Origin of the sequence: Cronobacter sp. HA18003, from assembly GCF_011605905.1 — a bacterium.
GTDB lineage: Bacteria > Pseudomonadota > Gammaproteobacteria > Enterobacterales > Enterobacteriaceae > Cronobacter > Cronobacter sakazakii.
Map to the genome: position 1 here is coordinate 129290 of NZ_JAANQO010000027.1, position 24224 is coordinate 153513.

Consider the following 24224-nt stretch of genomic DNA (forward strand, 5'->3'; position numbering starts at 1 on the left):
GGAGGTTTCGCCCGCCCGTTTGCGCCGCTAGAATAGCAGCCTGAACAGAAAAGCGTGTGAGCATAATGAAGAAACCAACCTCCTCGGGTAGCGGCCAGATCCGCATTATTGGCGGACAGTGGCGCGGCAGAAAACTGCCGGTGCCTGACAGCCCCGGTCTGCGCCCCACCACCGACCGCGTGCGCGAAACCTTATTTAACTGGCTGGCGCCGTATCTGGTGGGCGCGCGCTGTCTGGACTGCTTCGCCGGCAGCGGCGCGCTGGGCCTGGAGGCGCTCTCCCGCTACGCCGCCGACGCCACGCTTTTAGAGATGGAACGCGGCGTCGCGCAGCAGCTTCAGAAAAACCTTGCTACGCTCAAATCCAGCGCAGCAAAGGTAGTGAACACTAACACACTTAATTTTCTGAACCAGACCGGCGAGCCGCACGACATCGTGTTTGTCGATCCGCCGTTTCGTAAAGGGCTGCTGGAAGAGACGCTGAACCTGCTGGAGACGCGCGGCTGGCTGGCGCCTCAGGCGCTGATTTACGTTGAAAGCGAAGTAGAAAACGGCCTGCCGCCGGTGCCTGCAAGCTGGCAACTGCATCGCGAGAAAGTGGCGGGCCAGGTGGCGTACCGGCTTTATCTGCGCGAATCACAAGGAGAGCAAAATGCTGATTAATCTGGGACGCCTGCTGATGCTGGGCGTGTGGGGCTTTCTGCTGCTGAACGTGATCCAGCCGTTCCCGCGCCCGCTGAATATTTTCGTCAACGTGGCGCTATTTTTCATGATAATCATGCATATTCTGCAATTATCGCTGCTGCGCGCCACGCAGCCGAAAGACGCCCCGCCGTTAAGCCGTTTCCAGCAGGCGCGGATTTTTATCTTCGGTGTGTTTGAGCTGATCGCCTGGCAGAAAAATCAGAAGAAGCCGCGCTAACAAACGCGGCAGGTAGTTTCCCAGGGCGGGTAAGCGACGCGCACCCGCCATGCCACGTTAACGCGCAGGCGCATCATTTCCCCAGGGCGGGTAAGCAACGCGCACCCGCCGTGCCACGTTAACGCACGGGCAAGTCATTTTTGTAGGGCGGGTAAGCGACGCGCACCCGCCGTGCCAGGTTAACGCGCGGCAAGTCATTTTTGTAGGGCGGGTAAGCAACGCGCACCCGCCATGCCAGGTTAACGCGCGGCAAGTCATTTTTGTAGGGCGGGTAAGCGAAGCGCACCCGCCGTGCCGCCTTAACGCGCGGGCGCAGGAACAAACTCCAGAAAACGCGTTCCCTGATACACCAGCTGGCCCTCATCGCCCACCGTCAACTGGTGGTAATGGGCCTCATCCAGCCGAAACCGCATCTCCGCCCCGCCTTCCTGCGGGCGAAACGTCGCTTCGTACCGCACGGTTTGCGCAGGCGGCGCGACCTGCTGTTCGCGCGAACGCCGCCCGTTTACGGGTTTTTCCCGCTTGCTGGCCACTACTACGTCTTGCTGCGTGACCGGGGCCGCGTCATTTTCTGTTTTCTCGCGCCGCTGCTGCACATAGCGAAATGAAGCGGCCGCGACGATTAACGCGATGATAATAATGAAAAAAAGCGGTGGCTTACTCATGACAGGTCCCGGCGGCTTAACTCTTTTTAAGAATACCCCGCAGCGCCAGGCGTTGTCATCTCGCCCGTCTGACCACTAGACTGAAATCAAGGGCCGTGCGCGGTATGCGCACGTTACAATAACTGAATCAGGGACTTATCATGCTTTGGTCGTTTATTGCTGTCTTTTTATCCGGTTGGCTGTATGTCGATGCATCTTACCGCGGTGCCACCTGGCAACGCTGGATCTTTAAACCTTTAACGCTGCTGCTGTTACTGCTGCTCGGCTGGCAGGCGCCGCTCGCCAGCCCGACAGGCTATCTGGTGCTGGCAGGCCTGGTGGCGACGCTCGCGGGTGATGCGTTGACGCTGCTGCCGCGCCAGCAGTTGCTGTACGCCTTCGGGGCGTTTTTCCTGTCGCACCTGCTCTATACCGTCTGGTTCGCGAGCCAGATGACGCTCTCCTTTTTCTGGCCGTTGCCGCTGGCGTTGCTGGTGATAGGCGCGGCGCTGATCGCGACTATCTGGACGCGCCTTGGCGATCTCCGCTGGCCGATTTGTACCTATATCGGCATGACGCTGGTAATGGTGTGGCTTGCGGGCGAGCTCTATTTCTTCCGCCCGACCGACACCAGCTTCTCCGGCTTCGTCGGCGCGGTGCTGCTGCTGCTGAACGCGGTCGTCTGGCTCGGCAGCCACTACCGTAAGCGCTTTACTGCCGACAGCGCCATCGCCGCCGCCTGCTATTTCGCGGGCCACTTTATGATTGTCCGCTCGCTGTATCTGTAAACAACCACGACGGGCGGTGAAATGCCGCCCACAATCTCCTTGACTCTGGAGTCGACTCCAGAGTGTAAGCTCTGGTAATGAGAAAATTATCATTACCGGAGGACGCCATGCGCACCCCTTCTGAAAAGCCTCGCGCGACGCCGCAGTTCGCGAAAATGACGCCGATTTCAGCACCGCAAAAACCGGCCATCAGCAAAGCAGCCTGTTGCGAAAGCGACTCTTGCGAAAACCCGCAACCGGTGCAGGAAGCCGCAGGCGCGCTACGCTGGCAGGTCGCCGGTATGGACTGCGCCGCCTGCGCCCGCAAAGTGGAGAACGCCGTGCGTCAGGTGCCGGAGGTGCGTCAGGTTCAGGTATTATTCGCGACCGAAAAACTGGTGGTGGACGCCCCCGCATCACAACGCGAGGCCATTGAACAGGCGGTACGCGCCGCCGGTTATACGCTGCGCGAGGCAAATGCCGCCGCGCCCGCGACGCCTTCCGGCTTACGTGAAAACCTGCCGATTCTCGTTATCGCGGCTTTTATGGCGCTAAGCTGGGCGCTGGAGCAGTTGCATCCGCTGGCGGGACGCATCGCGTTCACCATTACCACGCTGGTCGGGCTGTTCCCGGTCGCGCGTCAGGCATGGCGTCTTATCCGCAGCGGCAATCCGTTCGCCATCGAAACGCTGATGAGCGTGGCTGCCACCGGCGCGCTGATTATCGGGGCCAGTGAAGAAGCGGCAATGGTGCTGCTGCTCTTTTTAGTCGGCGAGCGGCTGGAAGGATGGGCGGCGAATCGTGCGCGCAGCGGCGTCAGCGCGCTGGTGGCGTTACGCCCGGAAACGGCGGTGCGCCTGCGCGGCGAGGCGCGCGAAACCGTAGCGATAAGCGAGCTTCAGCCCGGCGATGTGATTGAAGTGGCCGCAGGCGGCAGGCTTCCGGCAGACGGCAAACTGCTCGCCGCGGCGGCGAGTTTCGATGAGAGCGCGCTGACCGGCGAATCGCTGCCGGTTGAGCGCCAGCCAGGCGAAAAAGTCCCTGCCGGCGCGACCAGCGTCGATCGTCTGGTGTCGCTTGAAGTCACTTCACGCCCCGGCGACAGCGCCATTGACCGCATTCTGCATCTCATTGAAGAGGCGGAATCGAAACGCGCGCCGATTGAGCGCTTTATCGATCGCTTCAGCCGCATCTATACCCCGGTCATTATGGCGGCGGCGCTGCTGACGGCGCTTATTCCGCCATTGCTGTTTGCCGCGCCCTGGCTGCCGTGGATTTACAAAGCGCTGGCGCTGCTGCTGATTGGTTGCCCGTGCGCGCTGGTGATCTCGACGCCTGCGGCGATCACATCAGGCCTTGCAGCCGCCACGCGCTTTGGCGCGCTGATTAAAGGCGGTGCCGCGCTGGAAGCGCTGGGGCGCGTTGAGCAAATTGCTTTTGATAAAACCGGCACGCTGACGGCGGGCACGCCGCAAGTCACGGCAATCGATCCGGTCGACGGACTGGAAGCGGAAGCGCTGCTGGCTTACGCCGCAGCCGTTGAGCAGGGCAGCACGCATCCGCTGGCGCAGGCGGTGGTGCGCGAGGCGACCACGCGCGGCGTGGCGACGCTTCGCGCCGGTGCGCAGCGCACGCTGGCGGGAGCGGGTGTTGAAGCGCAGGTGGAGGGCCGCCTGCTTCGCATCAGCGCGCCGGATAAAGTGAGCATTGCGCTTCCGGAGGACTGGCAGGCGCGTATCCGAGCGCAGGAGGCGCAGGGCCAGACGGTGATCGTGGTGACCGCAAGCGATCGGCTTCTCGGCACGCTGGCGCTTCGCGATACGCAGCGCGCCGACGCCCGCGACGCGGTGGAGAAACTCCGGGCGCTCGGCGTGGGGAGTGTGATGCTGACCGGCGATAACCCGCGCGCGGCGGCGGCAATTGCCGCAGAGTTAGGTATGGAATATCGCGCCGGGCTGCTGCCTGCGGATAAGGTGACAGCGGTCAATGCGCTTAAAGCCCGCGCGCCGCTGGCGGTGGTCGGCGACGGTATTAACGACGCGCCTGCGATGAAAGCCGCGACCATCGGCATTGCGATGGGCAGCGGCACCGATGTGGCGCTGGAGGCCGCCGACGCGGCGCTGACGCACAACCGGCTGGCGGCGCTGCCGGAGATGATCGCGCTTGCCCGCGCCACGCACCGTAATATTCGTCAGAACATCGCGATTGCGCTGGGGTTAAAGGCCGTTTTCCTGGTGACGACGCTGCTCGGGTTGACCGGCCTGTGGCTGGCCGTGCTGGCCGATACGGGTGCGACGGTGCTGGTGACCGCCAATGCGTTAAGGCTGTTGCGTAAACGCGGCTGACGGGGAACATGGAACACGGTGGGTGCGCTTCGCTTACCTACCCTACGTTCAGGGCGGAAGGTTGATACGGTGGGTGCGCTTCGCTTACCCACCCTACATTACAGCGGCCCGAATACTCGTAGGGCGGGTAAACAACGTGCACCCGCCATCTCAACGGCGCTTACCCACCCTACATTACAGCGGCCGGAATATTCGTAGGGCGGGTAAACGAAGTGCACCCGCCACCTCAACACCCGCCACCTCAACCTGAACACCCGCCACCGCCCTTACATCATCCCTAACACTCGCGGCAGCCAGAGCGAAATGGCCGGAATGTAAGTCACCATCGCCAGCACAATAAGCAGCACCCCATAAAACGGCAGCATGGCGCGCACCACGGTTTCGATATTCTTCTTACTGACGGCGCTCGCCACAAACAGCACCGAACCCACCGGCGGCGTAATCAGCCCGATCCCAAGATTCACCATCATGATCATCCCGAAATGCACCGGATCAATGCCGAGCTGGTTGGTGACCGGCAACAGCACCGGCGTCAGGATCAAAATGATCGGCGCCATGTCCATCAGCGTGCCAATCAACAACAGCATAATGTTGAGGTACATCAGGATGACATATTTGTTATCCGACAGCGTCGTGAAGAATTCTGTAATGCGCATCGGCAATTGCATATACGTCATCACCGCGCCGAACGCTGCCGCAAAGCCGATTAAGATCATCACGATCGTCACCGTTTTCACGGTGCGGAACATCAGCTTCGGTAGTTCGCTCCATTGGTAATCGCGATAGATAAACATCGTCACGAAAAACGCCCACAGGCACGCCACCGCCGCCGATTCCGTCGCGGTAAACACGCCGGTCAGAATGCCGCCCAGGATAATCACGACCGTCATCAGCCCCCACAGCGCATCAATGAAAATTTTCAGCGCCTGCCTGAGCGGGATCCGCTCGCCTTTCGGGTAGCCGCGCCGCCGGGCGAAGGCGATGCAGAGCACCATCAGGCTCAGCCCCAGCAGCAACCCCGGTAATACGCCCGCGATAAACAGCGTCGCGATAGACACGGTGCCGCCCGCCGCCAGCGAATAGATAACCGAATTATGGCTGGGCGGAATAAGAATCGCCTGCACCGAGCCACTCGCCGTGACCGCCGCGGCGTATTCGCGCGGGTAGCCTTTCTTTTCCATCTCCGGGATCATCACGCTGCCGATAGATGCGGTATCCGCCACCGACGAGCCGGAAATCGCGCCGAAAAACGTCGAGGCGACAATATTTACCAGCGACAGCCCGCCGCGGATAAACCCCACAAACAGATAGGCGAAGTTCACCAGCCGTCGGGCGATGCCGCCTTCGGCCATAATCGCGCCCGCCAGGATAAAAAACGGGATCGCCAGCAGCGTGAATTTGTTAACGCCGCTGGTTATCTGGATCATCAGCGCCTCCAGCGGCAGATCTATCCAGAGCGCGCCCACGATGGCGCTCAGGCCCACCGCGAAAGCGACCGGCATCCCGAGCGCCAGCAGCACCGCCAGCGTGGCCAGTAAGATAAATGCGTCCATAACGTTCCCCGCTAGCTATGGTTGCCAATGAGCACGACCGGGCGGTTCTCCTGAGAGCCCCACAGCAGCCGCTCGATGACGAACAGAATCATCACCGCCGAGCCGATGGGCAGCGGCAGATAACTTTCTCCTGATGTAAGCACCGGAAATTCCGCGACGGGCTGTTCCCACAGCTCCATACACAACAGGGCGCTGTAGTAAAACATCACCACGGAGATGATGAGCATCAGCAGATCGACCACGCGCGCGCAGACCCGCTGCGCAAACGGCGGCAGGCGATCGGTCAGCATGTTCACCGCAATATGCGAGCCTGCGCGGTAGCCCACCGCCGCGCCGATAAAGGTAAACGTCACCATACAGATAATGGCGACGGGCTCAGGCCAGGACTCACCCCGGTTGAGCACGTAACGCGAGAAAATCCCTATCGGGATCACGACCGTCATAATCAACAGCGCGAACCCGGCCACCATCATGGCGAGCAGATACAGGCGATCCATCCAGACCAGAAAGAATCGGGACATAAACACTCCGCAGCGGATGAGGTGCCGGGGCCAGCCCGGCGTTAGACATTATTTGACGTCGGCGATGGCTTTCATCAGATCCTGATGCTTCGCGCCATACTGGTCGCGCACCGGCGCGGTCGCGTTAACGAAAAACGCTTTATCGATGTCGTGGAACTGCACGCCGCCCGCTTTCATTTTGTCGAGCGCCTGTTTGTTATAGGCATTCCACAGCTCACGCTGTTCCATTTGCGCCTCGCGGGCGAGCGTCAGGATTTTCTGTTGCTGCTCGGGCTTGAGCTTGTCCCATTTCACTTTCGAGTAGAGCAGCATTTCGGGGATGATGAAGTGGCCGCTCAGGGTGTAGTGCTTCGCGACCGGCAGGTAGTTATGCGCGATATAGGTCGGCGGGTTATTTTCCGCGCCGTCGATAACGCCGGTTTGCAGGCCGCTGTAAACTTCACTCACGCCCATCGCCACGGCGTTCGCGCCCATCGCTTTCAGCGTGCCGATAGCGACCGGGCTACCCTGTACGCGAATTTTCATGCCCTTGAGATCGTCCGGCTTCACGACCGGATTTTTGGTGATTAAGTTGCGGGTGCCGGAGTCCATCCAGCCTAAAAAGACCAGCCGCGATTTCGGGTTACTGGTGAGTTTGTCACCGATTTGCTTGCCGATATCGCCATCGATGACTTTGTGCATATGGTCTTCGTCACGAAACACATACGGCAGCGTAAACACTTCGATCTCCGGCAAAATCGCGGCAACCGGTGCCATTGAAACGCGGATCATGTCAATAGCACCCATCTGCGCCTGCTCTATCATCTGCTTTTCATCGCCCAGCACGCCGCCCGGAAAGGTTTTAATTTCCAGCTCGCCGTTGGTTTGTTGTTTTAACTTTTCACCCATGTTTTGCACGGCGACGACGTTCGGGTAGCCCTGCGGGTGAACATCGGCCGCTTTAATCACTTGCGCATGGAGAGCGGGCGCAAACAGCAGTGACGCGGTGGAGAGGCAAAGACCGGCCAGCGCCGGGATAAATCGCTTTTTCATCGGGTCGCTCCAGAGGATAAGGACAGGCTAGTTATAAAACGGTGTTTTGATTTGTCGGTTATAAACTAGACGACGTCCTGTAAAGGCAGGGTGAAGCGCCTCACAAAAGCAACAACTTTGAAACAAGGGTTTAAAAAGAATGTGACGTGAGTTCAGAAAGCCGCATGCGCGCGGCTTACGGCAGGGATTATTGATTTTTACGCAGCAGATAACGATACGGCAGCGTTTCGGTTTGCGAGGCCACCAGCTCGTGCTCCATAAAGCGGCAGAATCCAGGAATATCGCGCGTCGTCGCCGGATCATCGGCAACAATCAGCAGCGTTTCGCCGGGCTGCATATTACGCACGGTTTTACGCACCATCATCACCGGCTCAGGGCAGCGCAGCCCGAGGGCGTCCAGGGTGTGGTCAGGGTTGGCGAACAGATCGGTCATGCTTCTCTCGGCGTTGTCAAAAACCGCCCTAGTTTACCCCCCGTTTTTTGTGACGCAACTCATGTGAACGATTGCGTTAAAATTAACCATTGCATTGGCGAGACAAAGCAGTATTATGCGGCGGCTTTTGCGCAAACGCGCTGCGTCTGCCTTAGCATGAAGATGAACTGGGTTCCCTCACCCCAACTAACAAAAAGGTCACAATATGACGCCCTTTACTCCTGGCCAGCGCCGCAACGCGCTCGTCTGGCTTTCGTTGTTTCATTTGCTGGTGATCACCTCCAGCAACTATCTGGTGCAGCTGCCCGTCTCCATTTTTGGTTTTCATACCACCTGGGGCGCGTTTAGCTTTCCGTTTATTTTCCTTGCCACCGATCTGACCGTGCGCATTTTTGGCGCGCCGCTGGCTCGTCGCATTATTTTCGCCGTGATGGTGCCTGCGCTGCTGGTCTCCTACGTGATCTCCTCGCTGTTTTATATGGGGAGCTGGCAGGGGTTTGACGCGCTGTCGCACTTCAATCTGTTCGTCGCGCGCATCGCGACCGCCAGCTTTATGGCCTATGCGCTCGGGCAGATCCTCGACGTGCATGTGTTTAACCGCCTGCGCCAAAGCCCGCACTGGTGGCTGGCGCCGGGCGCGTCGCTGCTGCTCGGCAACGTCAGCGATACGCTGTCGTTCTTCTTTATCGCCTTCTGGCGCAGCCCGGACCCGTTCATGGCCGAACACTGGATGGAAATCGCGCTGGTGGACTACACCTTCAAGGTGCTTATCAGCCTGGTGTTCTTCCTGCCGATGTATGGCGTGCTGTTGAAAAAGCTGGCGGATAAATCCGATTTCCACGTGCTGCAGCGCGGTTAAAGGTTCACGGAATTTCTTGTGTTAAGATGCAGGGATGGGTCGTGTTGACCGTCTCTTGTAAAGGAATAAGTGAATGCGCAATCTGGTGAAATATGTCGGTATTGGCCTGCTGGTGATGGGGCTTGCCGCCTGCGATAACAAAGACAGCAACGCGCCGGCCAGCGCCGGTGCCTCACAGAGCGAAGCTTCCGGCCAGCCGGTCAGCCTGCTGGACGGTAAACTCAGCTTCTCCCTGCCGTCGGATATGACCGATCAGAGCGGTAAAGTAGGCACCCAGGCGAACAATATGCACGTCTACTCTGACCAGACCGGCCAGAAAGCCGTGATCGTTATCGTCGGCGAGAAAAGCCAGGAATCGCTGGAAGTGCTGGCGAAGCGTCTGGAAGATCAGCAGCGCGCCCGCGACCCGCAACTGCAGGTCGTGACCAATAAAGCGATTGAAATCAAAGGCCAGAAGATGCAGCAGCTCGACACCGTCATCTCTGCCAAAGGCCAGACCGCTTACTCCTCCGTGGTGCTGGGCAATGTCGATGACAAACTGCTGACCCTGCAAATCACGCTGCCTGCCGATAACCAGCAGCAGGCGCAGAGCACCGCAGAGAACATCATCAACACCATCGTGGTGAAGTAATCCGCAGTAAAAATGACGCTTAAAACGCGGCCTGCCCTTTACGGGGCGGGCCGTTTTTTTAGCTGTACGCTTAAGAGAATGGCGAGCAGCACCAGCCCCGCCGCCGCCAGATAAATCGCCGGTACGCCCGCCCAGGCCATCAGCACGCCCGCCGCCGGGCCGGTTATCCCAAGAGACAGATCCATAAACAGCGTATAAGTGGCGAGCGCCGCGCCCTGATTGCTCTGGGGCACCGCTTTCACCGCCACGACGCCAAGCGCCGGGAAAACCAGCGAGAACCCTGCGCCTGCAAGAAACGTCCCCGCTTTCGCCATCCACGGCTCCACCGCCAGCCCAACCATCAGCAACCCGACCGTTTCCACCACGCCGCAGATAAGCGTCACGTTAATCCCGCCCAGCCGGTTAATCGCGTTAGGGAATAACAAGCGTGTGCCGACAAACGCGCCGCTGAAGAGCGTCAGAGCGAACGCCGCGCCGTCCCAGCCTTTCGCCTGATAGAACAGCGTAATAAACGTGGCGATCACCCCAAAGCCGGAAGTGGTGAGCGCCAGCGCCATGCCGAACGGCCAGACCTTGCCGAGCACCGCGCGAAACGGCAGCGGTTTTCCCTTGCTCGCCTTCACGGCCGGGCGCGGCAGCGCTAACACAATGCCAAGCAGCGCAACGCCCATAATGACGCCCGCCACCAGCGGCAGGCCGCCCTGGCGGTACAGCAGCGCACCGAGCGGCGCGCCCACGGCCATCGCGCCGTAGGTGACCACGCCGTTCCAGGAGATCACTTTACCGATGTGCGTCGAGCCGACCACGCCGACGCCCCAGAGCGTCGAGCCGGTTCCCGCACAGCTTTGCCCAAAGCCCAGCACTACGCGCCCGAGACACAGCAGCGCCAGCGACACCAGCGGCGCGCCGGCCCCCCACCACGCCAGAAAATAGCTCGCGCCGCTCAGCAGACAGCCGGACATCCCGACGATCACCACGGTTTTCGGCCCCCAGAGATCGGCATAGCGCCCCGCATGAGGACGGCTTATCAGCGTGGCGATATACTGAAGGCTGATAACCAGCCCCGCCCAGAACGGGCTAAACCCCATCACATCATGAACATAGCCCGGCAGTACCGCGAGCGGCAGGCCGATGGTCAGAAAGGTAGCGAAATTGAAGATAACGATGGAGACGATTTTCAGGTTCAGCCGTAAGCCGCTTAATGCGGGTTCGGCGCTTACATCCGGCATGACATTTCACTTTTTTGGCAACAGCGGTAGCGTCAGTATAAACCTGAAATTTCCTTCAACGGAAACGCCCGCGTTTCAGACTTCCTCCCTGCGGCGCAATGCCCATTGCACACTACACTAAGAAAGCCCTCATCAAAGGAATTGGTTATGATTGGTCCACAACGACCCCAACCCCAACAAGATAAAGTCGGCCTGCATATGCTGCAAAAGCTGGCGGCGCTGGTGATTATTCTGGCCGGTATTCACGCCGCCGCGGATATGATTGTTCCGCTTCTGCTGGCGCTGTTTCTGGCGATTGTGCTCAACCCGCTGGTGACCTGGTTTATGCGCCGCGGTTTTCGCCGCCCTGTCGCGATTACTATCGTCGTGTTTGTGATGCTGATAGGCCTGACGCTGCTGCTGGGCGTGCTGGCGGCGTCGTTTAATGAATTTGTCGCGTTAATGCCAAAATATAATAAGGAACTGACGCGAAAACTGCTGCATCTTCAGGAAATGGTGCCGTTTATGCACCTGCATCTTTCGCCGGAGCGTATGCTGCAACGCATGGATTCCGACAAAATGATGACCTTCGCCACGACGCTGATGACGCAGCTTTCCGGCGCGATGGCAAGCGTCGTGCTGCTGGTGATGACAGTCGTTTTTATGCTGTTCGAAGTGCGACACGTGCCTTATAAGCTGCGCTTTGCGCTCTCAAATCCCCAACTGCATATCGCCGGGCTGCACCGCGCGTTAAAAGGCGTCAGCCACTATCTGGCGCTGAAAACGCTCATCAGCCTGTGGACCGGCGTGATCATCTGGCTCGGCCTGACGCTGCTCGATATCCAGTTCGCGCTGATGTGGGGCGTGCTCGGATTTCTGCTCAACTACATTCCCAATATCGGCGCGGTGCTCTCGGCAATCCCGCCCATGATCCAGGCACTGCTGTTTAATGGCGTGTATGAAGTGGTGATGGTGGGGGTGCTGTTCTCGCTGGTGCATATGATTCTGGGCAATATCGTCGAGCCACGTATGATGGGCCACCGCCTCGGGATGTCCACGATGGTGGTGTTCCTCTCGCTGCTGTTCTGGGGGTGGTTACTTGGGCCGGTCGGCATGCTGTTGTCGGTGCCGCTCACCAGCGTCTGTAAGATCTGGATGGAAACCACGCACGGCGGCAGTAAGCTCGCCGTGCTGCTTGGCCCGGGCCGTCCGAAAACCCGGCTGCCGGGGTAGGCCATTACACTACGCGGCGCGCGGCGAGATAACGCGCGCGCCAGTATTCGTTAGTGAGGCTGGAGATGGTCACGCCTTTCTCTTTCGAGGCGTGAATAAACTGATTATCGCCGATATACACTCCCACATGGCGCTGTTGCGGGCCGGTGCTGAAAAACACCAGATCGCCCGGTTGCAGCGCCGTTTTTCTTACCGCTGTGCCCTTTTTAAGTTGCTGCAAGGTGGTGCGCGGCAGCGACACGCTCACCGATTCGGCAAAAAGATGCTGCATCAGCGCTGAGCAATCAACGCCGTGGCGCGTCGTACCGCCAAAGTGATAGCGGGTGCCTTTCCAGCTGATATAGCGATTTAACAACGCGCGTTTAAGCAGCGGGTGCGGCGGTGCCGTCTCTGTGAGGTGCCAGGAATAGTCATTATCATCATCGTGATAATGCCAGGACGCAGGCAGTACGGCGCTGAACGCCGGGGCTGCAAGCAGTGAGGTACAATAAAAAAGTATCATTAATAAAAAACGCATCGCGATCGTTACCGTCTCGTGTTGTGACTCCTTACCCGGTCAGGAAGTGCGCTCCGTATGTGCTTCCTCTGACAGGCCGCAACGTTAACGACTGGCGATAAAACAGACTATCGACTCTCACTACATTCGTTTGTTACTCCTCTTTCATTGACCGTCATAACCCCTTCATCCCACACCGAATAAACGCCATTTTTATACGCCAGCCCTTTCTTTTTACGGGATTTTTACGCCGGCGACAGCCGTAAAGCGCTAGCCTTTGACCATCGCCCGAGCGGCCCACAAGAAGCGTGACCTATGTTCTCCTTTGCACTCACTCCCTGGTTTAAAACCCCGAGCCCGACCGCAGCGCCTTCTGGTCAGGAACCGATTATGTTTTCTACATTGCTGAATACCTGGATGCTGGCGGGCACGTCGCAGGGCGCACTTATGTCCTTTCGCCAGGAAGCCGATGCTTACCTGCGGGAATATCCGCATACCCGCCATGTCGATATTTATCTGCACGATCTGAACGGCTGTCGGCGCGGCAAGCGCATCAGCGCTGAGAGCCTGCGCTCGCTCGCCCAGGGCTGCTATTTTCCGCTGTCGGTCTACGCCATGGATATGGAAGGGCACGTTGTTGAAAGCGCCCTCGCGCAGCGCGAGCCGGACAGGCTCTGCCTGCCGGTCAGCGGCACGCTGCGCCCTTGTGCAAGCGATCCAGCGCATCACGCCCAGTTGCTGCTCGCCATGCAGGAGCCGGACGGCGCAGGCTGCGCGCTGGAGCCGCGCGTTGTGCTGGAGCGCCTTCTGGCGCAGTTTCACGCGCGCGGCCTCTACCCGGTAATAGCCCCGGAAGTGGAGTTTTATTTGCAGGCCGTAGACGGCGCGCCGCCGTCATCACGCTGCTTTGATATTGACATGCCAGAGCGCGACAGCGCGCTGCTGGAGGCGATGGAAACCGAGGCGCGGCGTCAGGGATTACCGCTTTGCGGTATCGTGGCGGAAGCGCAAGCGGGCCAGTTCGAACTCAATTTTCCGCACACCCCGCGCGTGGTGGAGATGTGCGATCGGGTGCTGGCGGCGCGACGGCTGGTGCATCAGGTGGCGGAAAAACAGGGCTACCGGGCAAGCTTTATGGCCAAACCGCGAGCAGCACTGGCCGGCAGCGGCCTGCACATTCATATCAGCCTGAACGACGCGCAGGGCAATAATCTGTTCGCCAGTGACGCGGGAAACCCGAACGTGATGATGCGCCGCAGTCTGAGCGGCCTGCTGGCGCTGATGCCCGCAAGCGTCGCGCTGGTCACGCCTGGCGCCAACGCCTTCCGGCGGCTGCGAAAGAGCCTGAACGAACCGCTGTTTTCATCGTGGGGTTACAACGATCGCTCGGCGGCACTGCGCCTGCCCTGCGCGGATCCCGCGCGTCAGCGCATCGAATACCGGCTCGCGAGCGCCGACGCCAACCCGTATCTCGTGGCGGCAGCGGCGCTCGCAGGCATTCTCTATGGCCTTGATCGTCCGTTAACGCTGCCCGAACCAGGCGCAAGCGCGGAGCTGCCCGCCCTGCCGCTCTTCTGGCCGGACGCGCTGGCGCGTTTTCAGGAGGCGAAGTGGTTACAGGAACAACTGGGCGCGCCGTTCAGCGACGCCTGGCTTGCCTGTAAACGCCAGGAGCTGGCCCGGTTTGAAAGTGAAGTCACCGACGCGGAAAAACGCGCCCATCCCCACTAGTCACGTGAAAAGAGGCGAATCCTGTCTCGCTTCGTCATGATATTCAGCCCCCGCGGCGTACCGCACGGTGCCGATGCGCAGGCGCAAGCCCTGCGCGACATCCGGGGTTTTCACGCCCCGGACTCTCTGCTGAGGCGTTATTCAGCTGTGTAGAGACATTAAAGTTGTATCCTTTAACCTGAAAAAGACTTTAAAGTTGTAAAGTTTTAAAAAAACACATACAAAACATGATGCTAAGTGTGTATCACACGCTGTTCCAACATTATGCCTTGATGTTCTTGCAGGAACTGCAATTTACAGGAGGAAAAAGGTGTTTTTGTAGTTATCTGGCGTTACGTGACAGTGTTGGTCAGATACTTCCACCTCTTCAGAGTTAAAGTTTGATATATGGGAAAAAAAACGCTCCCGGACGGGAGCGTAAGCCAGTGACTTCGGCGTCAAATGAGGGTCTAACAAGTGGAGCTGCGGGTTAATTCTGGGTGATCTGACTGCGATGCTTATCAGCCTGCTGCTGGTGAACAACGGAAGACTGACCATTATTCGCCTTCTCATGTACAGCTGCGGCCTTCTCATGCTCGCTCATTTCAGAAAATGACTTTGCTGTTTCGTTGGTAGCTCCGGGTTTAGCTTTCATCATTTTTTTATGCATTTCAGCCATGTCCTGGTGGGCAGCAGAATTGCTGTTTTGCATCATGTCATGGGACATTGCGGCCTGATCGTGACTGCTCATATCCATCATTGTCATGCTGTCTCCCTGAATTGCACTTTTTTCAGCAGATGACTGCATCTGGTGGGCAGGTGCCTGTGCATTATTTACCTGGTCATGCATGTTCATTGTCTCTGCAGCCATGGCAGATGAAGCGGCAGCCATAATGGCAACAAATGATACGAGAATCTTTTTCATGGTTGGGTCTCCGGTGTTTACATACCCAAACAATCAATGGCTTATAACAGAGAAAGCAGTTGATCTCAGGGCGGGTTAATCATCACTCCAGGAACCAGGTGATTGTGTTATCACGCTGCTCCTGATTTATGAATAATTATAAAAAACCGCCTCTGTTTATCGCGTGACTGAATGATGACAATTTTGTCACCTTCCAGGTTTCTCCTGAACAACGGGATTAATCCATTAACAGGCGCACTTTGAACACAATTTCACGCCCCTGCTGTTCTGCTGACAGCTCGCCGCCGTGAGCATGAATGATCGACCTTGTAATTGATAATCCCAGCCCCGCGCCTTCCGTGTTGTAGAACCTTGATGAGTCTGCGCGATAGAACCGGTCAAACAAACGTTCCAGATTAGCGGGAACCTGGCCGGACATCGTATTCGTAATCATCACGTTCACACAGTCACTGTCACGCTCAAGGTGTATCGCTGTACAGGTGTTATCGGGAGAATACTTGATTGCATTGGAAAGCAGGTTACTGAAAGCACGTCGGAGCATATCGCTGTCTCCGGCAACAACGCCCTCTCCTTCAACCGTGATTGTCTTTCCTGTTTCGTCTGCCAGGGGCTCGAACAACTCACGTAATTCATTCAGTTCGGCTGCCAGATCCACATCATGTTTATCCAGCCGCAGCAGACCATGCTCTGAACGTGCCAGAAAAAGCATGTCACTGGTCATTCGTGACAACCTTTTCAGTTCTTCCAGGTTAGCGAATAAAATTTCGCGGTAATGCGAAACATCCCTTTCCTTAGCCAGTGCAAACTGCGTCTGCATCATCAGATTACTGACTGGTGTGCGCAGCTCATGCGCGATGTCAGACGAGAAATCTGACAGTTTCCGGAATGCCCCCTCCAGGCGATCAAACATATTATTGAACTCCTGCATGGTCTCAGAGATTTCCGGCGGAGCCAGATCGGGATTTAGACGCTGATCCAGGCTGTGTACGGTCATGGAGGAAGCCAGACTGGTCATTTCCCGTAGCGGTTTCAGACCAATACGTGTGGTCAGCCAGCCCAGAAAAACAGAAATAAAGACCAGACCGATATTGAACCAGAACAGCCAGGTACTGAGTTTGTCCATAAACAGGGTGTGATACCCAGTATCCGTGGCAACCGTAATGATGACATGTTTGCTTTTACCCTGTTCCGGCGTCACGGCAACCCGCCGCGAGATACTGCGGTACACGGTGTTATTTTCTTCCGTCTGGATCATATAGTCGAGAATATCACCCGACTTATTAAGCAGGACCGCTGGAACAACAGAATTTTTGGCATAGAGTTCAACAATTTTTTCATTTTCCATGTTTTTTATAGAAATGAATAAGCCATTGTGCCCCACCATCGCATCGTTTATTTTTTCTGATAATGACTTAATATCCGTTTTGTTCCTGAACGTCTCTGTTTTAAGAAACTCTTCGGTGAGCTGAAGTTTACCTGTCAGAAAATCGCGGTCCTGATTATCGAAATAGCCATTAAGGGTGCTAATCAGGATAAAACTTGATAACCACCATACCGTAAGCATCACCGCAGAAAAAATCAGGCTCAGGCGTGTGGTCAGGGAAATTTTGAACCTCACTCTTCTCTGATCTCCAGGACATATCCGGCACCGCGAACGGTATGGATCAGTTTTGGCTCAAAGTCATCATCAATTTTACTTCTCAGACGTCTCACGGCGACATCAATCACATTCGTATCACTGTCAAAATTCATGTTCCAGACCAGGGACGAGATAAGACTCCTGGGTAACACTTCTCCGGTGCGTTGCAGCAGCAACTCAAGCAGAACGTATTCTTTACCGGTGAGATGGATCTTCTTCCCCGAACGGATCACGGTCCGGCGCACCATATCAACGGTCATATCGGCGATGGTGCAGACTGTTGCGGCCTGCGAGCGTGCCCGGCGCAGTAGGGTTCTTACACGTGCAACCAGCTCCGTAAAATCAAAGGGCTTAATCAGGTAGTCATCTGCGCCAAGCTCCAGTCCTTTCACTTTGTCCCGCACGTTGTCCTTTGCGGTTAAAAACAGGACCGGTTCTTCGTGCCCGGACTCCCTCAGTGCGCTGATGATTTGCCACCCGTCGAGGAAAGGCAGCATCACGTCCAGTATTATCAAATCATACTGTCCCTTCGACGCGGCCCCGAGACCATCGCGGCCATTATTAAAGAGATCGGCCTGATAGCCTTCCTCAACCAGTCCCTGCTGCAGGTAACGACCTGTTTTTTGTTCGTCTTCAACGATTAAAATACGCTGCATGGTCAACTCGCTGATATGAAAGTAAAAATCTCACGCATGAGCTTTGGCTGTCCCCTAGCTGACCTGAGACGGAGCAAGCATTCCGAGCCACGCTACGGCGCCCAGAATGATAATCGCAACAACGAATTCTGTCAGGATGCTGTTTCGCATCAGGGCAACGCTGCGATCATAATTCCCTTCCCTGACCATAACTTCAAGCCGGCGACCCAGGTGAAACCGGTTTGCTGCAGCCAGAAGAAGCATCAGAACAAACAGAGCCGTCTTGGCAAGCAATATCCTCCCCCAGGAACTGTTGAATAAGGGAGTTAAGTTACCCTCAGCAATATACAGATAGTTGACCAGCGCACTCAGGATCAGGGCTACAACAATCACCGTTCCTGCCGTGGCAAATTTTGCCAGGGAGTCAGATATCACAATGACGCTCTGTGCATTATGCTCGTTTCTGCGCATCAGCAGGATAGCAAATGCAACCAGAGCACCTGTCCAGGCACCTGCAGCGCCGAGATGGGTCAGATCGCTCAGTAAATGGAGATAGTAATGCAGACCGTCATGCATAACGGCGTGTCCTCCCCAGGCAAGTGTAGCCAGCGCCACGCCCCCACTCATCGTCATCAGCAGGCAGGACAATACTCTCTTATTAGTGTAAAGGAACAAAGCACCGAGTGTGGTAAACAGGGCACAGAGCCTGACAATCCAGCTAATACCCACATCAGTTTCTTCTATCACCATCTCGATAACATGGATGGATAATTCTCTGAGGTCAGTTACTCCACTCATGGCATTAGATACCAGGAGCATATTAATGCCAGTAAGAATGATGCCTGTAACAACAGCAAAAGTTATAAACGACCTGAAATTAGTCAGGTTATAGGTTTCATGTCTGACACCGCTTATTCCATATATCTGAAAAAATGGCAATCCAAATATTACCATCAAATCCAGATAAAGAAGAAAACGAATAACAATCATAATCAGGTCGTTCATAATATTACTTCACTGTAAAGGTGTAATTACCGGTAATAGGGTGCGTATCTGAAGAAACCGCGCGCCAGTCAACACGATAAGTGCCAGCGGGTAAAGGCTCTCGCGGAATAATGACCATCGATTTAGGGTCAGCGCCTGGCGCCACTTTTGCCGCGACCGGCATCGGAGAATGTGATGACATGCCTTTCATACCCGTCATCGTTAATTTTGCACCTGAGAATTTCACGGTCAGATTTTCCGAGAAATTAAGCTGAATCTTTTCCGGGGCCGCTACGGCTGAATCAGCCTGTGGCACAGAGCTTTTTAATTCCGGATGGGCCATAGCAGAGAAAGCAACGCCCATAACGAGGCCACCTGTAAGAATGGCTTTATTTAAAATCGACATTTTATTTACCTGTTTAGTTGAGTGTTTTATATCAGTGCGTTAAAACCAGATTCTGGCTCCCGCCAGGAATACTACCTGATGGTCTTTCTCACCTTCTCTTTTCGCCATATCGGATGTTTTCCCGTAAAGTTGATTCCAGGAAACGCCTATATAGGGTGCAAACTCACGGCGTATTTCATAGCGCAGCCGGAGCCCCAGCTCTGTGTCAGTCAGTCCCCTGCCGCGACCCCGCGATTCATCATCCTGACTGTAGAAATTCACCTCATAGGATGGCTGGAGTATGAGCCGGTTAGTCAGTAAAACGTCGTATTCTCCTCCCAGACGAAGGGCTGCTTTTCCGCCATTACTGACAAAACCCGTAATTTCAGACTCAAAATTATAGAGTGCCAGCCCCTGAAAACCGACAGCAGCCCAGGTCCGGGCAGAAGCAGGTCTGAAATCCTGCCTGACACCCGCAACCAAATCCCACCATGGGCCAACCGCATGTCCCCAGAGTAACTGCGCTTCAGCCGCCTCCGTTTCCCCATTGCTTCGTTCACCTTCACTCTTTAGCCAAATCCGATCTGTGTCGCCTCCAATCCAGCTGTTAACACTCCAGCTGAAATTGTTGGTGTTATCCGACCGTTGCCATTCCAGTTGATCCAGCAGAACCAGATAATTAATCGCACTGTCGTGAATCGCATGCCCCTGTAAATTGCCGAATGCAGCCTTCCGGTCGGCATCGGTAACAGGCGGAATTGGCGTTCTGCTCTCAGTTACAATGGGCTCCATTGACGTCATCTCAGTGAAATTCTCATCTGCTGGCATCTGCATGGCAGACATGTCGTGCCCGGCGTGGGGATCTGCAGAGACGGAGCCCGCCGCAATAGAAAGCTGTGAGGTAAACAAACCGGCGACCAGAACAGGTATGGCCTTCAAATTTCTCTTCATTCGCATCATTCCTCCACCCGGACTTCACGAAACATTCCCATTTCCATGTGATAGAGCAAATGGCAGTGATACGCCCAGCGGCCAAGCGCATCTGCTGTCACTCTGTAACTGCGTTTTGTACCAGGGGGAACATCTATTGTGTGTTTACGAACCATGAAATTACCGTTTTCATCTTCCAGATCGCTCCACATACCATGCAGGTGAATGGGGTGAGTCATCATGGTATCGTTGATCAGCGTGATCCTGAGCCGCTCACCGTATTTCAGCAGCACCGGTGCGGCATCTGAAAACTTGATTCCGTTAAATGACCAGGCAAACTTTTCCATGTGGCCGGTTAAATGCAGTTCTATGGTACGGCCAGGTTCACGTCCGTCAGGATCCTCAAAGCGGCTTTTCAAATCCGCGTACGTGAGAACCTTTCTTCCGTTATTTCGAAGACCAATACCCGGATCATTTAATTTCGGAGAGACGCTCATCGCCTGCATATCAACCAGTGGGTTATCCGTTTCTGACGCAGGATGACTTTGCATACCCGGCATTCCGGCCATCCGGGAATGATCCATACCGGCCATGCTGCTGTGATCCATGGGCGCGGAGGATGTCCCGCTATCCGGAAGGTCAGCACCGTCCATAGACATCATCTCTCCGCTGTTATCCATGCCTCCCATCTGGCTGTGGTCCATTCCTGCCATATCATGTCCCATTCCCCCCATACCCATATCTTCCATGGTCAACAGAGGACGGGGATCGAGGGGGGGAACGGCAGCACTTAACCCCTCTCTCGTGGCCAGTGTCCCTCGAGCGTAACCGGTCCTGTCCATGGATTGTGCGAAGATGGTATAGGCCTCACCCTGAGGCTCCACAATGACATCATAGGTTTCGGCAACGGCAATCCTGAATTCGTCAACGGTAACCGGGTTTACATACTGGCCATCTGCAGCCACGACCGTCATTTTCAGCCCGGGGATACGGATATCGAAATAGGTCATTGCCGAGCCGTTGATAAACCGTAAGCGTATCTTTTCACCGGGACGGAACAGTCCGGTCCAGTTTTTCAGCGGGGCCTGCCCGTTCATGAGATAGGTGTAGGTGTAGCCACTGACATCCGCGAGGTCAGTCGGATTCATTTTCATTTCAGCCCACATTTTCCGATCGGCAATGGTGGCTGACAGCCCCCTGGTATTCACGTCGCGGAAAAAAGAGCCAACGGTTGGTTTATTGAAATTGTAGTAATCCGACTGTTTTTTTAATTTTTTCAGCAGGCTGTGAGGATTTTCATCGGTCCAGTCAGACAACATGACCACATGCTCACGATCGTAAGTAAACGGTTCTGGCTCCCCGGCATCGATGATAATGGCACCGTATACCCCCTCCTGTTCCTGCAGACCGGAATGGCTGTGGTACCAGTAAGTCCCGTTCTGCTTAACCTTAAAGGTGTAAACGTAGGTATCATCAGGCTCTATGCCCATAAAACTCAGCCCCGGAACACCATCCATATTGGCCGGAAGAATAATGCCGTGCCAGTGAATGGACGTCTGTTCATTAAGACGGTTTTTGACCTTCAGGGTAATGGTGTCACCTTCTTTCCAGCGAAGAACGGGCCCCGGCAGGCCTCCATTGATTGTTTTGGCCTGACGCTCACTGCCCGTGATATTGACGGCCGTTTCACCAATGGTCAGGTCAAACTGAGTACCCTGCAGGGATGCGGCAACTGGCAGGCTCAGACTGGAACGCGCATTGAAACTCCATACGCCAAGACTTCCGGCTACGCCAGAGAGGGTTAACCCCTTCAGGAAAGTTCGTCGAGACGTTTTCAACAGCATGCGCATTCCCTTATTTAAAGTATGGTTACTGACAGAATTCGAGAACCGATTTAAATTAAATTACTGGTTCATCCACTTACAATGAAATGAATCTAGCACACCTTAAGAAACAAATTCATTACAATCGTGTAATGTACATAGCTGTATTACATTTACGTCATCTTCCCCACAGGTTGATTATTTTTATATATGATCATAAGGACATCTTTTATGTACCTCAGAAGGTAATTACACATGAATATATTAATCACGACCACTGCGTTTACAGCTTTATTTTGTGGGGCAGCTTTTGCTCAGTCCAGTGATATTGCCCATGAAGCACATCGATTTGTTAATAATGCCTCAGCCGTCAGTCATGTGAATTCCTCGACGCATGAAAACTTACCGGACAGGGTTAATAAAAACAACACACCCTCATTCTCTGAAATGAATGAACATGAAAGGGCCATTGTTGCTCATTCATTTATGAACAACAGCGCGTCCTATGCGCATCAGAAAATGATTGAGGAACATAAAAAAATGCTGTCCGGCAGTGATGCAAATTCAAAGACCTCGTCTTCTTCTTTTAACGAACTGAATGCCGGAGAAAAAGCCGCTCTCGTGCATGAGCAGGTCAATAATGCCGGTGCGGAAGCACATCAGACGCAGGCAAGAAAGCTTCGCGGGCTGTATTCGACCAGGTAACTGCAGGCGGGTTAGTGCTTAGCGTCAGGTGCGCAGCAGGGCTTTACTGACGGGTTACGTAGCAGGACATGAGCCCCATATTGCTCTGCCGTAACCTGTTTCAGTCCCGTTAATCATCACCGTCGGGCTGGTCATACAGTTCCCAGAGCTTCAGGAGCAAACGGGAAACAAGATATGTTACAAAAATGACGACCATCAACGGTGCTCCCGATTAACTGACAGATGACACGCCTCCTGAAAACCCCTAGCATACGCCGCAGTGTTCATGCTAACGGCGAATTCCAGTAAATGTATTCTACCGATGTCGTAAAAGAAAATGCCTACCTTTCAGCCACCCGCTCGGGGCTGGAATCGAACGAGATCGCTACTCTTCAGCGCTCCTTGCCTTCCCGGTTTAATCTGCGGCATTTGGAAAAAAATGAATCATTAAAACTCGTACTGCAAAAGAAAGCGGGAAAATCACGTGTCGTGGCCTATAAATTTACGTCCGGTTCATTTAATTACACGGCGTATCGTATATCAGATAAAAAGTTCTATAACCTTTCCGATACTTCCGGGAAAGGCAGTCTCGATTATCCGTTACCGGCCACAGCAAGACTCAGTTCGCCTTTCAATCCTGCAAGACTTAACCCGGTATCGGGAAAAGTGAGTCCCCATAATGGCATTGATTATTCCATGCCCATGAACACGAAAATAGTCAGCGTCATCGACGGAAAAATCACCCGGGCCGAATACAACAGTACCATGGGATATTTTGTTGAAGTAACGGGAAAAGCCGGTGTTAAAACTCGCTATCTCCACCTCAATAAAATACTCGTTACTAAAGGGGCCAGGGTTACACGGGGAGGTGCTATTGCGTTATCCGGTAACAGCGGACGTTCATCCGGTCCTCATCTGCATTACGAGCTGGTCATCAATAACAACCCTGTTAACTCTCTGGCGTTCCGGGCAGCGGCACCCGCTGATAACAAACTCGAACAGCATGCCTTTGCGCATGCCAGAGACTACGAACGATACCTGGACTGATAACGGGACCGCGACGCGGCCCCGTCTGCCGGATTAATTTTTTTTATCGTTTTCACTTCCGTGATGTTGATGATCTCCATGCCCTCCGTGGCCGTGGAAAAGATGCATTAGCGGGCAGACCAGCAATAACAGATATGGCCAGTAACCTGCCACATGTGACCAGTGTTCGCGCAGGAGGGCAAATGCCGCGATCGCGGCGACAGCAATAAGCGCATAGGTGGTACTTTTCATACTGGACTCCTTCTGTTCGTAACTGACCCTTCACTCAGTGTTATTTCCCGAGCCTGACACTTTTCAGACGCAACGCATTCACAATGACGCTGACGGAGGAAAGAGCCATGGCCGCCGCCGCAATAACTGGCGACAGCAGTATTCCATACACAGGATAAAGCAGACCTGCAGCCACAGGCACGCCAAGTGCGTTGTAGATAAATGCAAAAAACAGATTCTGACGGATATTTTTCATGGTGATCTCTGACAGATGACGGGCCCTGTTCAGTATCATCAAGTCGCCTTTGAGAAGGGTGACTCCGGCACTTTCAATTGCCACATCTGTACCCGTTCCCATGGCTATACCCACGTCAGCCGCTGCCAGCGCCGGGGCATCATTCACACCGTCTCCGGCCATCGCAACCACATGGCCAGACTCTTTCAGTCGGGTTATCACTGCTTTTTTGCCATCCGGCAGAATTCCGGCTTCAACCTCATCTATTCCCAGTTTCCGTGCGACTGCTTCAGCAGTAAGCTGGTTATCCCCGGTGAGCATAACGATGCGGATCCCCGCCTGACGCAAAGCTTTAAGCGCATCCGGCGTGGTTG

Annotated in this window: 26 protein-coding genes; 10 read left to right on the forward strand and 16 right to left on the reverse strand. The window is 55.2% G+C overall.

Annotated elements, in window-relative coordinates; translation table 11 throughout:
* Nucleotides 1-65: 65 nt before the first annotated feature.
* Nucleotides 66-662, forward strand: a complete 597-nt coding sequence (gene rsmD, locus G6041_RS20090; RefSeq protein WP_007899901.1) for a 16S rRNA (guanine(966)-N(2))-methyltransferase — start codon at nt 66-68, stop codon at nt 660-662.
* The gene (locus G6041_RS20095) at nt 652-921 is read left to right on the forward strand and encodes a DUF1145 family protein (protein ID WP_007871727.1); all 270 of its coding nucleotides are present in this window, start codon (nt 652-654) and stop codon (nt 919-921) included. Before rsmD ends, G6041_RS20095 begins: the two co-directional genes overlap by 11 nt.
* Nucleotides 922-1220: 299 nt before the next feature.
* Here the strand turns inward: G6041_RS20095 and G6041_RS20100 are convergent, their stop codons facing one another.
* The gene (locus G6041_RS20100) at nt 1221-1586 is read right to left on the reverse strand and encodes a DUF2500 domain-containing protein (RefSeq protein WP_007871728.1); all 366 of its coding nucleotides are present in this window, start codon (nt 1584-1586) and stop codon (nt 1221-1223) included.
* A 140-nt stretch (nt 1587-1726) separates the two neighbouring features.
* Between G6041_RS20100 and G6041_RS20105 the strand changes: the two genes are divergently transcribed.
* Both G6041_RS20105 and zntA read left to right on the forward strand, forming a co-directional pair.
* A complete protein-coding gene (locus tag G6041_RS20105) occupies nt 1727-2353 on the forward strand; it encodes a lysoplasmalogenase (protein ID WP_004384836.1) in 627 nt (208 codons plus the stop codon).
* A gap of 107 nt (nt 2354-2460) precedes the next feature.
* Nucleotides 2461-4677 (forward strand): Zn(II)/Cd(II)/Pb(II) translocating P-type ATPase ZntA, encoded by a 2217-nt coding sequence (gene zntA, locus G6041_RS20110; RefSeq protein ID WP_041460666.1) that lies wholly within the window; start codon nt 2461-2463, stop codon nt 4675-4677.
* 266 nt (nt 4678-4943) lie between these two features.
* Here zntA and G6041_RS20115 read toward each other — a convergent pair whose 3' ends face one another.
* The 4 genes from G6041_RS20115 to tusA form a co-directional block, all read right to left on the reverse strand.
* Entirely contained in the window at nt 4944-6230 is a 1287-nt protein-coding gene (locus G6041_RS20115; RefSeq protein WP_012126345.1) for a TRAP transporter large permease, read from the reverse strand.
* An 11-nt stretch (nt 6231-6241) separates the two neighbouring features.
* Nucleotides 6242-6751 (reverse strand): TRAP transporter small permease, encoded by a 510-nt coding sequence (locus tag G6041_RS20120; protein WP_007899938.1) that lies wholly within the window; start codon nt 6749-6751, stop codon nt 6242-6244.
* A 48-nt stretch (nt 6752-6799) separates the two neighbouring features.
* Nucleotides 6800-7783: a TRAP transporter substrate-binding protein gene (locus G6041_RS20125; RefSeq protein WP_007871738.1), complete on the reverse strand. Its 984-nt coding sequence runs from the start codon at nt 7781-7783 to the stop codon at nt 6800-6802.
* 187 nt (nt 7784-7970) lie between these two features.
* On the reverse strand, nt 7971-8216 hold the full coding sequence (tusA, locus tag G6041_RS20130; protein ID WP_004386827.1) for a sulfurtransferase TusA: 246 nt from the start codon (nt 8214-8216) through the stop codon (nt 7971-7973).
* A 205-nt stretch (nt 8217-8421) separates the two neighbouring features.
* Here tusA and G6041_RS20135 point away from each other — a divergent pair, with 205 nt between their 5' ends.
* Nucleotides 8422-9075, forward strand: coding sequence for a 7-cyano-7-deazaguanine/7-aminomethyl-7-deazaguanine transporter (locus tag G6041_RS20135; protein WP_166491681.1), 654 nt, complete (start codon nt 8422-8424; stop codon nt 9073-9075).
* Between the two features lie 73 nt (nt 9076-9148).
* Nucleotides 9149-9706 (forward strand): DcrB family lipoprotein, encoded by a 558-nt coding sequence (locus G6041_RS20140; protein WP_004386825.1) that lies wholly within the window; start codon nt 9149-9151, stop codon nt 9704-9706.
* Nucleotides 9707-9744: 38 nt separating this feature from the next.
* Here G6041_RS20140 and G6041_RS20145 read toward each other — a convergent pair whose 3' ends face one another.
* A complete protein-coding gene (locus tag G6041_RS20145; RefSeq protein ID WP_012126342.1) occupies nt 9745-10935 on the reverse strand; it encodes an MFS transporter in 1191 nt (396 codons plus the stop codon).
* 147 nt (nt 10936-11082) lie between these two features.
* Here G6041_RS20145 and G6041_RS20150 point away from each other — a divergent pair, with 147 nt between their 5' ends.
* Nucleotides 11083-12147, forward strand: coding sequence for an AI-2E family transporter (locus G6041_RS20150; protein ID WP_014727870.1), 1065 nt, complete (start codon nt 11083-11085; stop codon nt 12145-12147).
* 4 nt (nt 12148-12151) lie between these two features.
* On the opposite strand, the gene G6041_RS20155 is transcribed toward G6041_RS20150, so the two are convergent.
* Nucleotides 12152-12664, reverse strand: coding sequence for an NlpC/P60 family protein (locus G6041_RS20155; protein WP_012126341.1), 513 nt, complete (start codon nt 12662-12664; stop codon nt 12152-12154).
* Between the two features lie 294 nt (nt 12665-12958).
* Between G6041_RS20155 and G6041_RS20160 the strand changes: the two genes are divergently transcribed.
* Nucleotides 12959-14374 (forward strand): glutamine synthetase family protein, encoded by a 1416-nt coding sequence (locus G6041_RS20160; protein ID WP_012126340.1) that lies wholly within the window; start codon nt 12959-12961, stop codon nt 14372-14374.
* A 469-nt stretch (nt 14375-14843) separates the two neighbouring features.
* Here the strand turns inward: G6041_RS20160 and pcoE are convergent, their stop codons facing one another.
* The 7 genes from pcoE to pcoA all read right to left on the reverse strand — a co-directional run bounded on the left by pcoE (nt 14844) and on the right by pcoA (nt 21695).
* The gene (pcoE, locus tag G6041_RS20165; protein ID WP_000723069.1) at nt 14844-15278 is read right to left on the reverse strand and encodes a copper resistance system metallochaperone PcoE; all 435 of its coding nucleotides are present in this window, start codon (nt 15276-15278) and stop codon (nt 14844-14846) included.
* Nucleotides 15279-15495: 217 nt separating this feature from the next.
* A complete protein-coding gene (gene pcoS / locus G6041_RS20170) occupies nt 15496-16896 on the reverse strand; it encodes a copper resistance membrane spanning protein PcoS (protein ID WP_001211180.1) in 1401 nt (466 codons plus the stop codon).
* A complete protein-coding gene (gene pcoR, locus G6041_RS20175) occupies nt 16893-17573 on the reverse strand; it encodes a copper response regulator transcription factor PcoR (RefSeq protein WP_001188930.1) in 681 nt (226 codons plus the stop codon). Before pcoR ends, pcoS begins: the two co-directional genes overlap by 4 nt.
* Nucleotides 17574-17627: 54 nt before the next feature.
* Nucleotides 17628-18506, reverse strand: a complete 879-nt coding sequence (pcoD, locus tag G6041_RS20180; RefSeq protein WP_306460292.1) for a copper resistance inner membrane protein PcoD — start codon at nt 18504-18506, stop codon at nt 17628-17630.
* Nucleotides 18507-18561: 55 nt separating this feature from the next.
* On the reverse strand, nt 18562-18942 hold the full coding sequence (gene pcoC, locus G6041_RS20185; RefSeq protein ID WP_000025662.1) for a copper resistance system metallochaperone PcoC: 381 nt from the start codon (nt 18940-18942) through the stop codon (nt 18562-18564).
* 39 nt (nt 18943-18981) lie between these two features.
* Nucleotides 18982-19872 carry a copper resistance outer membrane transporter PcoB gene (pcoB, locus tag G6041_RS20190; RefSeq protein WP_001378118.1) on the reverse strand — a complete coding sequence of 297 codons (891 nt, stop codon included), beginning with the start codon at nt 19870-19872 and terminating at the stop codon, nt 18982-18984.
* 5 nt (nt 19873-19877) lie between these two features.
* On the reverse strand, nt 19878-21695 hold the full coding sequence (gene pcoA / locus G6041_RS20195) for a multicopper oxidase PcoA (protein ID WP_000925240.1): 1818 nt from the start codon (nt 21693-21695) through the stop codon (nt 19878-19880).
* A 234-nt stretch (nt 21696-21929) separates the two neighbouring features.
* On the opposite strand from pcoA, the gene G6041_RS20200 reads away from it, so the two are divergent.
* A complete protein-coding gene (locus G6041_RS20200; RefSeq protein WP_001023257.1) occupies nt 21930-22379 on the forward strand; it encodes a copper resistance protein in 450 nt (149 codons plus the stop codon).
* 288 nt (nt 22380-22667) lie between these two features.
* On the forward strand, nt 22668-23405 hold the full coding sequence (locus G6041_RS20205; RefSeq protein WP_041460665.1) for a peptidoglycan DD-metalloendopeptidase family protein: 738 nt from the start codon (nt 22668-22670) through the stop codon (nt 23403-23405).
* A gap of 33 nt (nt 23406-23438) precedes the next feature.
* On the opposite strand, the gene G6041_RS20210 is transcribed toward G6041_RS20205, so the two are convergent.
* Together G6041_RS20210 and G6041_RS20215 are read right to left on the reverse strand one after the other, a co-directional pair.
* The gene (locus G6041_RS20210; RefSeq protein ID WP_000843494.1) at nt 23439-23636 is read right to left on the reverse strand and encodes a DUF2933 domain-containing protein; all 198 of its coding nucleotides are present in this window, start codon (nt 23634-23636) and stop codon (nt 23439-23441) included.
* Between the two features lie 40 nt (nt 23637-23676).
* On the reverse strand, nt 23677-24224 hold a 548-nt coding region (locus G6041_RS20215), incomplete at its 5' end, for an HAD-IC family P-type ATPase (RefSeq protein WP_166501291.1).